Raw genomic sequence first — 9,922 nt, 5'->3', positions numbered from 1 at the left:
AGGCACAATAAATGAAACAGTTCAACTTAATTTTTAAGCAATATCTTCAATATTACATTTATTGGTTGTTAGCCTTGGTTGTAATAGCAATTTTAATACCAAAGCCTTTCATTATTGGTCTTATCATTGGTTCATTTGGTTCCTTGATCAATACATACATCTTTGAATTATATTTATCTCAGGCGCAGAAACAAGAAACGTCTCAGGTATCTACAGGTGGAATATGGCGCTTTTTAGTGGCACTTGCTGCTTGTATTATCTGGGTTTATTTCAAAAACCAAGTGAATATTATTGGTGTAATGATTGGTTTAATGATTTCATACTTATTAATCATTTTTCGACCATTTCTTCACAAAATGTAATACAAATCAACGAATGAAAGAGGTGAGTATTATATGCAACATAAAAGCCCTGTAGTTACATGGGAGCTGTTTGGTTTAGACATCAAATTCAACTTGGCTAGTATTTTAATGGTAATTATTACAGCAATTATTGTTTTAGCAATAGCCATAGCTTGTACACGTAACTTACAGAAACGACCGACTGGCAAACAGAACTTCATCGAATGGATCTTTGACTTTGTCAGAGGTATCATCGAGAGTAACCTTGCATGGAAACATGGCGGTCAGTTCCACTTCTTGGCAGTAACATTAATTATGTTTATCTTCATTGGTAACATGTTGGGTCTGCCTTTTGCGATAGTCATCGACCATACGCTCTGGTGGAAATCTCCGACAGCTGATGCCACAGTTACTCTGACGTTGGCACTGTTAATGATTCTGTTGACACACTACTACGGTATCAAGTTGCGCGGAGCGAAAGGTTACTTTAAAAATTATGCTCAGCCTTTCTTAGCGTTAACACCCGTCAATATATTTGAAGAATTTACAAATACATTGACGCTCGGTCTACGTTTATACGGTAATATTTACGCTGGTGAAATTTTAATCGGCTTACTATCTACCTTAATCATAGGCCATGCAGCTTGGGGTTGGATCATCGGTATTCCAGGCTTAATTGCTTGGCAAGCATTCTCGATTTTCATCGGTACTATCCAAGCGTATATCTTTATCATGTTATCCATGGTATACATGTCCCACAAAGTTGCGGACGACCACTAGTTTTTCCACATTAAAATTTTATAAAAATATTTAGGAGGATTTTTTAATATGAATTTAATCGCAGCGGCAATCGCAATTGGTTTATCAGCACTTGGTGCAGGTATTGGTAACGGTCTTATTGTATCTAGAACAGTTGAAGGTGTAGCACGTCAACCAGAAGCACGTGGACAATTAATGTCAATCATGTTCATCGGTATCGGTTTAGTTGAGGCATTACCTATCCTTGGCCTTGTTATCACATTCATCGTCTTATTCATGTAATTTATACATCGATACTAACGGCGAAGTCTCATATCGACTCTCGCCATTTCTTTCGTAAACAACTATCGTAAGAGCCAATAGAGGACTTTGAATGAAAGGAGTGTCCAAGTACTGTGACTGCGACTACAAACACATTAGTTTTAGGTGCTGCAGGCGGCGGTGTTGAATGGGGTTCAGCATTAGTTACATTAATTACTTTCTTAATCCTATTAGCATTGCTTAAAAAGTTCGCATGGGGTCCATTGAAACAAGTCATGGATAAACGTGAACGCGATATCAACAAAGATATCGATGATGCAGAACAAGCTAAAATTAATGCTCAAAAATTAGAAGAACGAAATAGACAAACACTAAGAGAAACTCAAGAAGAGGTTCAAAAAATCTTAGAAGAAGCAAAAGTTCAAGCGCGTGACCAACATGAACAAATTATTCATGAAGCTAACGTCCGTGCAAACGGCATGATTGAAACTGCACAAAGTGAAATCAACAGCCAAAAAGAACGTGCAATCTCTGAAATCAACGATGAAGTTTCTAAACTATCAGTTCTGATTGCATCTAAAATTTTACAAAAAGATATCTCAGAACAAGATCAAAAAGACTTGATCGACAAGTACATTAAAGAGGTAGGGGATAAATAATGGCAAATGTTGCTAAAAAATATGCCCAAGCACTGTATGAAACGTCACTCGATAAAGATGTTTTAGACTTAATGTACGATGAATTTGCTGTTATTGATGAAGCAGTAATTCCTTATAAAGAGAAATTAAAATCTTTCGATGAAGATCCAAAGAATATTGCACATAACCGCAAAGCTTTTGTTGATGCAACATTCCAAGATATCAATGAATACTTAAAAAACATGTTATATGTCTTAGCTGAGAATCGTAACCTTGCGATTATTTCTGAAGTATTTACTGCATTCCAAGGTTTATATAATCAACATTATAATCAAGACTTTGCAACGGTTGAGTCTGTATATGAGCTTTCTCCAGAAGAACTGGATAAAGTAGGGGAGTCTTTAATTCAACGTACAGGACTTGATAGAGTCATTCTTACAAATGAAATCAATCCAGCACTCATCGGCGGTTTGAGAACAACTGTAGGAACAAAAGTATATGACGGCAGTATTCAAAATGATCTTATTAACTTAGAGAGAAGATTTACTAGAACGAAATAATAATTATAGAGGAGTGACATAGATGGCCATAAAAGCTGAAGAGATTAGTGCATTACTTCGCTCACAAATTGAAAATTATGAGTCAGAGATGTCTGTTACTGATGTTGGTACAGTAATTCAGATTGGTGACGGTATTGCATTAGTTCACGGATTAAACGACGTTATGGCTGGGGAGTTAGTAGAATTCCATAATGGTGTGCTTGGACTAGCTCAAAACCTAGAAGAATCAAACGTCGGTATTGTAATTTTAGGACCATTTACAGATATTAAAGAAGGCGACGAAGTTAAACGTACAGGACGTATCATGGAGGTGCCTGTAGGTGAAGAATTAATCGGTCGCGTTGTAAACCCATTAGGTCAACCACTTGATGGACAAGGTCCGATTGAAACAAATAAAACACGCCCAGTTGAAGAAAAAGCAACAGGCGTTATGGCAAGAAAATCAGTTGACGAACCATTACAAACAGGTATCAAAGCGATTGACGCATTAGTACCAATCGGTCGTGGTCAACGTGAGTTAATCATCGGTGACCGTCAAACTGGTAAAACTACAATTGCAATCGATACAATCTTGAACCAAGCGGATCAAGACATGATTTGTATTTATGTAGCAATTGGTCAAAAAGAATCAACAGTACGTGCGACTGTTGAAAAATTAAGACAGCATGGTGCATTAGATTACACAATCGTTGTAACTGCATCAGCAGCTGACCCAGCTCCATTATTATACATTGCACCATATGCAGGTGTAGCAATGGGTGAAGAATTCATGTTCGACGGTAAACAAGTGTTAATCGTTTATGATGATTTAACTAAACAAGCAGCAGCTTACCGTGAACTTTCATTATTACTTCGCAGACCGCCAGGCCGTGAAGCTTACCCAGGTGACGTTTTCTATCTACATAGTAGATTATTAGAACGTGCAGCTAAATTGAATGACGAATTAGGTGGCGGTTCAATTACTGCATTACCTATCATTGAAACACAAGCCGGAGATATCTCTGCTTATGTTCCAACAAACGTAATCTCAATCACTGATGGACAAATCTTCTTAGAATCAGACTTGTTCTTCTCAGGGGTACGTCCAGCGATTAACGCCGGATTCTCAGTATCTCGTGTAGGTGGTTCAGCGCAAATCAAAGCAATGAAGAAAGTTGCGGGTACTTTACGTTTAGACTTAGCTTCATACCGTGAGTTAGAATCATTCGCGCAATTCGGTTCAGACTTAGATGAATTCACAGCAAGAAAATTAGAACGTGGTAAACGTACAGTTGAAGTTCTTAAACAAGGACAAGGCGAGCCATTACCAGTTCAAAACGAAGTATTGATCATCTACGCATTAGTTAACGGTTTCTTAGATGATATTCCAGTTCAAGACGTTCAACGCTTTGAATCAGAAATCATCAGCTGGACTAAAAATAATGCACCAGAAATCTTAGATGAAATCAAAACTAAAGGTACTTTACCTGACAAAGAAAAAATGAACAGCGCAATTGAAAACTTCAAACGCAGTTTCAGTGTTTCTGAAGAGTAAGATGAAGCGAAGTATAAATAAGGTGGTGAAATAATGGGATCTCTAAAGGATATTGATTCAAGAATCAAGTCGACGAAAAAAATGAATCAAATTACCAAAGCGATGAACATGGTAGCGAGTTCTAAGCTCAACAGAGCACAACGCAACACGAACCAGTTCAAACCTTATATGGAAAAAATGCAAAATGCGATTACAGCAGTTGCAGGCCAAACGACTTCAAATCATCCGATGCTGAAGAAACGTCCAGTTAAAAAACGTGGTTACTTAGTGATTTCTAGTGACCGTGGGTTAGCTGGTGCATATAACGCAAATATCTTGAAGAAAGTGGTACAAGATATTGAAGCACGTGGTGAAAGTCAGAGCGATTATAAATTACTCGTTCTTGGTAAAGTAGGTATCGATTTCTTCAAAAACAGAAACTATGAAGTAGACTTTGAATTGCCGGATGTTCCAGATCAACCGTCATACAAAGATATTTCTTCTGTAACGAAGAAAGCAATCGATTTATATAGCAACGGTGATATTGATGAGTTGGAAATTTATTACAACAAATTCGTCAACGTTCTTGAAAACAAGCCAACTGCAAGAAGAGTATTACCATTAGCAGAAGAAGATACAAGTTCAGGTCATGGACAAATGTCTTCATATGAATTCGAACCAGATAAAGAATCAATTTTAAATATTATTTTGCCGCAATATGTAGAAAGCTTAATTTACGGCTCAATTCTAAATGCGAAAGCCAGCGAGCACGCATCTAGAATGACTGCCATGAAGAATGCTTCTGATAATGCGAGCGACCTTATTGACGATTTATCATTAGAATATAACCGAGCACGTCAAGCAGCAATCACACAACAAATTACTGAGATTGTCGGTGGCGCAACAGCTCTTGAATAGTATATTAAAGGAGGAAAAAAGAATGGGTGTAGGCCGCGTAACACAAATCATGGGTCCAGTTATTGACGTAAGATTCAATCATGATGAACTGCCTAAGATTAATAACGCATTAGTGCTAGATGTACCTAAAAAAGATGGCACGACTGAATCTCTTACATTAGAAGTAGCACTTGAATTAGGCGACGACGTAGTTAGAACTATCGCCATGGACTCTACAGACGGAATTAAACGTGGTGACGACGTTAAAGACACTGGCCGTCCAATCAGTGTACCTGTCGGTGAAGATACGTTAGGAAGAGTATTTAACGTTTTAGGTGATCCAATCGATAATGATGGACCAATTTCTGAATCAGTTCCACGTGAACCAATTCATAGACAACCACCTAAATTTGATGAATTATCAACAAAAGTTGAACTACTTGAAACTGGTATTAAAGTAGTAGACTTATTAGCACCATATATCAAAGGTGGTAAAGTTGGATTATTCGGTGGTGCCGGAGTTGGTAAAACAGTATTAATCCAAGAATTAATCAATAACATCGCTCAAGAACACGGCGGTATTTCAGTATTCGCAGGTGTTGGTGAACGTACACGTGAAGGTAACGACTTGTACTTTGAAATGAGCGACAGTGGTGTTATCAAGAAAACAGCGATGGTATTCGGACAAATGAACGAACCACCTGGTGCACGTATGCGTGTAGCTTTATCTGGTTTAACAATGGCTGAATACTTCCGTGATGTTAAAGGACAAGACGTTCTTTTATTCATCGATAACATCTTCCGTTTCACTCAAGCAGGTTCTGAGGTTTCAGCATTGCTTGGTCGTATGCCATCAGCCGTTGGTTACCAACCAACATTGGCAACAGAAATGGGTCAATTACAAGAACGTATCACTTCTACAATGAAAGGTTCTATCACGTCTATCCAAGCAGTATTCGTACCTGCCGATGACTATACTGACCCAGCGCCAGCAACAGCTTTCGCTCACTTAGACTCAACAACTAACTTAGAGCGTAAATTAACTGAGATGGGTATTTACCCAGCCGTTGACCCATTAGCGTCAACTTCACGTGCGCTTGAACCAAGCATTGTTGGTCAAGAACACTATGATGTTGCTCGTCGTGTACAATCAACATTACAAAAATACAGAGAATTACAAGATATCATCGCAATCTTAGGTATGGATGAATTATCTGATGAAGATAAGAGCACAGTTGAACGCGCAAGACGTATTCAATTCTTCTTATCTCAAAACTTCCACGTTGCAGAACAATTCACTGGTCAAAAAGGTTCATACGTTCCAGTTAAACGTACAGTAGAAGACTTCAAGAACATTCTTGAAGGCAAATATGACCACATCCCTGAAGATGCATTCCGTTTAGTCGGCAGCATGGACGATGTATTAGAAAAAGCTAAAGACATGGGTGTTGAAGTATAATATTAGGAGGTAAAGTTTAATGAACACAATGAACGTTAATATTGTTACTCCTAATGGTTCTGTTTATAACCAAGATGACGTTGAAATTGCGATTCTGCAGACAGTTGGAGGCGACATTGGTGTAATGGCCGGCCATTTACCAACTGTTACAGCAATTAAAACAGGTTATGTTAAAGTAAATTATACAGATGGGATTGATTTCATTGCGGTCAGTGATGGTTTCGTTGAAATCAGACATGAAAGCACATCAATTATTGTACAGACAGCAGAAAAAGCTGAAGATATTGATATCAGACGTGCTAAATCGGCTAAAGAAAGAGCAGAATCACATTTGAATAACAATGACGAAGATACTGACATTAACAGAGCAGAACGAGCTTTAGAACGTGCGGAAAACCGCATTAAAGTTTCGGAAATGAAATAATAACAACCATAAAGTATAGGATATACCTCATTTTGAGGTATATCCTATTTTTTAATGTCAAAATTTAGGGTAGACATAAGAATGAACGAACATTAGGATTTTGAATTTCTAAGTAAGAATGTATGATTTTACGCTATTTTCATGTACAATATGAGACAGTATACAATTGAGGAGACGACAAAGATCATGGAATATTTAGGGCAATTTGCGATTGCGCATTTGATTATGCATGTACTTTGTATCTGTGTCGCATATTGGGCATTAAATGCGATTAGGTTGGATCAATTCTTTAAAAAGGGTTATCCTGTCCAAGTACAAGTGTTAATTATATTTATTGCGATTTTAATCGGAACAGGTGTTAGTAATTTCATCATAGATTTATTGCAATTTTCAACACAACTTAAATATCTTGGCAGTTAATCGTTTGAGTGTAATTCAAATGTTTTTCCATATATAATAATAGGTAATAGAAGAGTTGAGAAATTTTCAAATTGAAGATGTTCAGGAGTTAAAAAGTGGAGGAGTAGTAATGAATAGAGATAGAATGATTATCAAAGGCGGAAATCGTCTAGTTGGAGAAGTACAAGTTGAGGGAGCAAAAAATGCAGTATTGCCAATTTTAACTGCATCATTGTTAGCTTCAAAGGGAGCGAGTACATTACATAATGTGCCTGAGTTAAGCGATGTTGAAACAATTAATAATGTACTTTCAACGCTTAATGCTGAAATTGAGTACCATAAAGAAAACAATAGCGTTACAGTAGATGCGACAAAACAATTGAATGCAGAAGCACCTTATGAATATGTCAGCAAAATGCGCGCGAGTATTTTAGTCATGGGTCCATTGCTTGCACGTTTAGGCCATGCGAAAGTAGCATTGCCAGGTGGTTGCTCTATCGGAAGCAGACCCATTGAACAACATATTAAAGGATTTGAAGCACTAGGTGCAAAAATTCATTTAGAGAATGGTTTTGTATTTGCGGAAACTGCAAATGGATTAACAGGTGCAGACATTCATTTAGATTTTCCAAGTGTAGGTGCTACACAAAATATCATCATGGCAGCTTCTTTAGCAAAAGGTAAATCTGTTATTGAAAATGTTGCACGTGAACCAGAAATTGTTGATTTAGCAAATTACATCAATGAAATGGGCGGTAATGTGACTGGTGCAGGCACAGATACAATTACGATTCACGGTGTAGAAGCATTACATGGTGTAGAACATGCAATTATCCCTGATCGTATTGAAGCAGGTACATTGCTTGTGGCTGGTGCTATTACGAGAGGCGATGTTTTAGTTAAAGGTGCTATTAAAGAACATTTAACAAGCTTGTTATACAAATTAGAAGAAATGGGTGTTAACTTATCATATGAAGATAAAGGCATCCGTGTATCTGCAGAAGGTGAATTGAAACCAGTAGACATCAAGACTTTACCACACCCTGGATTCCCTACAGACATGCAATCACAAATGATGGCTTTATTGTTAACTGCTGAAGGACATAAAGTGATTACAGAGACTGTATTTGAAAATCGTTTTATGCATGTTGCTGAATTCAAACGTATGAATGCGCAAATTACGGTTGAAGGACGCAATGCGAAAATTACAGGTAAAAGCCATTTACAAGGTGCACAAGTTAAAGCAACAGATTTACGTGCTGCAGCAGCATTAATTCTAGCTGGATTAGTGGCTGAAGGTACAACTGAAGTTTCAGAATTACAACACTTAGATAGAGGTTACGTAAACTTTAACGAAAAGCTTAAAGAATTAGGTGCTGATATTGAGCGTGTTAATAAATAAGTAAGTAGGGGATTATGATGATTAAACGCTTTTATTTTAAAGTGATAAAGCTGCCGATTGGTTTTCACATACTTATCGTCATGCTTATGATGCTTTTGATGTTCTTCATCGGTATGTGTATCGGTTTTATATTGAATCATCAAAATCCACTTAATATATTTGAATACCAGACTTGGTATCATTTTAAGCAAATTTTTGGAGGCTAGTAACATGGAAACAATTTTTGACTATAACCAAATTAAAAACATTATCCCGCATCGTCAACCTTTTTTATTAATTGATAAAGTTGTTGAGTATGAAGAAGGTCAACGTTGTGTGGCAATTAAACAAGTATCAGGCAATGAACCATTCTTCCAAGGACATTTCCCTGACTATGCGGTTATGCCAGGTGTGTTGATTACTGAAGCATTAGCACAAACTGGTGCAGTTGCGATTTTAAACAGTGAACAAAACAAAGGTAAAATTGCGTTATTCGCAGGTATTGATAAATGTCGTTTCAAAAGACAAGTTGTACCTGGCGATACATTGCAGTTAGAAGTTGAAATTACTAAGATGCGTGGACCTATCGGTAAAGGTACTGCGAAAGCTACTGTTGATGGTCAGCTTGCATGCAGCTGTGAATTAACATTCGCAATCCAAGACGTATAAGCCAATATAAAAAGACTGAGACCATAGATAAAAAGCTTTGCTTTTAATTATCTATATGGTCTCAGTCTTTTTTTAATCTTCTTTTCTTTCATCTTTTAAGCGTGGTTTTGATTGCATCATGCGATTGAATGATGTCTTCAATTCTTCGCCAGATAATCCATCATCTACAAGTTGTGCTAATAAATTTTCAGCATAGACTTGTCTTAATGTATAGACATGACAATCAAAAATAATAGACATACGTTCATTGTCGTACAATGAAATATTTTTAATCGTTGCATCGAATAATGCAGGATCATTAGAAGGTCGTGTAATCACAACACGAATATCTAATAAGGTTTCATTATCCATATACTCTTTCATAATATCGTAGTGGTTACTGGAGATTACAATTTCTAACAACCAGCCGGTGCCGCTTTGTTCTTTATTGATAATTACACCATCATAGAGTTCATATTCTATAACGCCACCGTGTTCAGTGACAATTTGGAATCTGACTGCTTTAAATGTTTTCAATTGAAGTCACTCCAATCTTTTTAAATTCTGCAAATTTTTTCTTTCTGATTCTAGTATAGCGTAAAAGATAAAAATATTTGAGAGATAGTACAGAAAATCAGTAGG

General features: G+C 37.0%; 14 protein-coding genes. 13 read left to right on the top strand and 1 reads right to left on the bottom strand.

Annotated elements, in window-relative coordinates:
- Positions 1-11: 11 nt before the first annotated feature.
- The 13 genes from BU038_RS07175 to fabZ all read left to right on the top strand — a co-directional run bounded on the left by BU038_RS07175 (position 12) and on the right by fabZ (position 9,301).
- Entirely contained in the window at positions 12-362 is a 351-nt protein-coding gene (locus tag BU038_RS07175; RefSeq protein WP_107605456.1) for an ATP synthase subunit I, read from the top strand.
- Between the two features lie 33 nt (positions 363-395).
- Positions 396-1,121 (top strand): F0F1 ATP synthase subunit A, encoded by a 726-nt coding sequence (atpB, locus tag BU038_RS07170; protein ID WP_107605455.1) that lies wholly within the window; start codon positions 396-398, stop codon positions 1,119-1,121.
- 48 nt (positions 1,122-1,169) lie between these two features.
- The gene (gene atpE / locus BU038_RS07165) at positions 1,170-1,382 is read left to right on the top strand and encodes a F0F1 ATP synthase subunit C (RefSeq protein WP_002481788.1); all 213 of its coding nucleotides are present in this window, start codon (positions 1,170-1,172) and stop codon (positions 1,380-1,382) included.
- A 113-nt stretch (positions 1,383-1,495) separates the two neighbouring features.
- Positions 1,496-2,020 carry a F0F1 ATP synthase subunit B gene (locus BU038_RS07160; RefSeq protein ID WP_002481787.1) on the top strand — a complete coding sequence of 175 codons (525 nt, stop codon included), beginning with the start codon at positions 1,496-1,498 and terminating at the stop codon, positions 2,018-2,020.
- Complete coding sequence (locus tag BU038_RS07155; protein WP_107605454.1) at positions 2,020-2,559, top strand: F0F1 ATP synthase subunit delta; 540 nt, start codon at positions 2,020-2,022, stop codon at positions 2,557-2,559. Before BU038_RS07160 ends, BU038_RS07155 begins: the two co-directional genes overlap by 1 nt.
- Before the next feature lie 22 nt (positions 2,560-2,581).
- Positions 2,582-4,093, top strand: coding sequence for a F0F1 ATP synthase subunit alpha (atpA, locus tag BU038_RS07150; RefSeq protein ID WP_107605453.1), 1,512 nt, complete (start codon positions 2,582-2,584; stop codon positions 4,091-4,093).
- A 33-nt stretch (positions 4,094-4,126) separates the two neighbouring features.
- The gene (gene atpG / locus BU038_RS07145; protein WP_107605452.1) at positions 4,127-4,990 is read left to right on the top strand and encodes an ATP synthase F1 subunit gamma; all 864 of its coding nucleotides are present in this window, start codon (positions 4,127-4,129) and stop codon (positions 4,988-4,990) included.
- A gap of 22 nt (positions 4,991-5,012) precedes the next feature.
- Positions 5,013-6,428: a F0F1 ATP synthase subunit beta gene (gene atpD / locus BU038_RS07140; RefSeq protein WP_107605451.1), complete on the top strand. Its 1,416-nt coding sequence runs from the start codon at positions 5,013-5,015 to the stop codon at positions 6,426-6,428.
- A 19-nt stretch (positions 6,429-6,447) separates the two neighbouring features.
- Positions 6,448-6,852, top strand: coding sequence for a F0F1 ATP synthase subunit epsilon (locus BU038_RS07135; RefSeq protein WP_002481782.1), 405 nt, complete (start codon positions 6,448-6,450; stop codon positions 6,850-6,852).
- Positions 6,853-7,038: 186 nt separating this feature from the next.
- Positions 7,039-7,272, top strand: a complete 234-nt coding sequence (locus BU038_RS07130; RefSeq protein ID WP_107605450.1) for a DUF1146 family protein — start codon at positions 7,039-7,041, stop codon at positions 7,270-7,272.
- A 109-nt stretch (positions 7,273-7,381) separates the two neighbouring features.
- The gene (murA, locus tag BU038_RS07125; RefSeq protein ID WP_107605449.1) at positions 7,382-8,653 is read left to right on the top strand and encodes a UDP-N-acetylglucosamine 1-carboxyvinyltransferase; all 1,272 of its coding nucleotides are present in this window, start codon (positions 7,382-7,384) and stop codon (positions 8,651-8,653) included.
- Between the two features lie 14 nt (positions 8,654-8,667).
- The gene (locus BU038_RS12835; protein WP_107605448.1) at positions 8,668-8,859 is read left to right on the top strand and encodes a DNA-directed RNA polymerase subunit beta; all 192 of its coding nucleotides are present in this window, start codon (positions 8,668-8,670) and stop codon (positions 8,857-8,859) included.
- Between the two features lie 4 nt (positions 8,860-8,863).
- Complete coding sequence (gene fabZ / locus BU038_RS07115; protein WP_107605447.1) at positions 8,864-9,301, top strand: 3-hydroxyacyl-ACP dehydratase FabZ; 438 nt, start codon at positions 8,864-8,866, stop codon at positions 9,299-9,301.
- Between the two features lie 72 nt (positions 9,302-9,373).
- Here the strand turns inward: fabZ and BU038_RS07110 are convergent, their stop codons facing one another.
- Positions 9,374-9,817 (bottom strand): YwpF family protein, encoded by a 444-nt coding sequence (locus BU038_RS07110; RefSeq protein WP_107605446.1) that lies wholly within the window; start codon positions 9,815-9,817, stop codon positions 9,374-9,376.
- Between the last annotated feature and the right edge of the window lie 105 nt (positions 9,818-9,922).

The organism is Staphylococcus simulans (genome assembly GCF_003043455.1).
Classification (GTDB): Bacteria; Bacillota; Bacilli; order Staphylococcales; family Staphylococcaceae; genus Staphylococcus; species Staphylococcus simulans_A.
Note: the sequence above shows the minus strand (reverse complement) of the source record. Positions and strands in the feature narration are given on the sequence as shown.

Bases quoted from the DNA above. Each gene is read 5' to 3' on its own strand.
- BU038_RS07175 (WP_107605456.1), top strand. From the start codon at position 12: ATGAAACAGTTCAACTTAATTTTTAAGCAATATCTTCAATATTACATT.
- atpB (WP_107605455.1), top strand. From the start codon at position 396: ATGCAACATAAAAGCCCTGTAGTTACATGGGAGCTGTTTGGTTTAGAC.
- atpE (WP_002481788.1), top strand. From the start codon at position 1,170: ATGAATTTAATCGCAGCGGCAATCGCAATTGGTTTATCAGCACTTGGT.
- BU038_RS07155 (WP_107605454.1), top strand. From the start codon at position 2,020: ATGGCAAATGTTGCTAAAAAATATGCCCAAGCACTGTATGAAACGTCA.
- atpA (WP_107605453.1), top strand. From the start codon at position 2,582: ATGGCCATAAAAGCTGAAGAGATTAGTGCATTACTTCGCTCACAAATT.
- atpG (WP_107605452.1), top strand. From the start codon at position 4,127: ATGGGATCTCTAAAGGATATTGATTCAAGAATCAAGTCGACGAAAAAA.
- atpD (WP_107605451.1), top strand. From the start codon at position 5,013: ATGGGTGTAGGCCGCGTAACACAAATCATGGGTCCAGTTATTGACGTA.
- BU038_RS07135 (WP_002481782.1), top strand. From the start codon at position 6,448: ATGAACACAATGAACGTTAATATTGTTACTCCTAATGGTTCTGTTTAT.
- BU038_RS07130 (WP_107605450.1), top strand. From the start codon at position 7,039: ATGGAATATTTAGGGCAATTTGCGATTGCGCATTTGATTATGCATGTA.
- murA (WP_107605449.1), top strand. From the start codon at position 7,382: ATGAATAGAGATAGAATGATTATCAAAGGCGGAAATCGTCTAGTTGGA.
- BU038_RS12835 (WP_107605448.1), top strand. From the start codon at position 8,668: ATGATGATTAAACGCTTTTATTTTAAAGTGATAAAGCTGCCGATTGGT.
- fabZ (WP_107605447.1), top strand. From the start codon at position 8,864: ATGGAAACAATTTTTGACTATAACCAAATTAAAAACATTATCCCGCAT.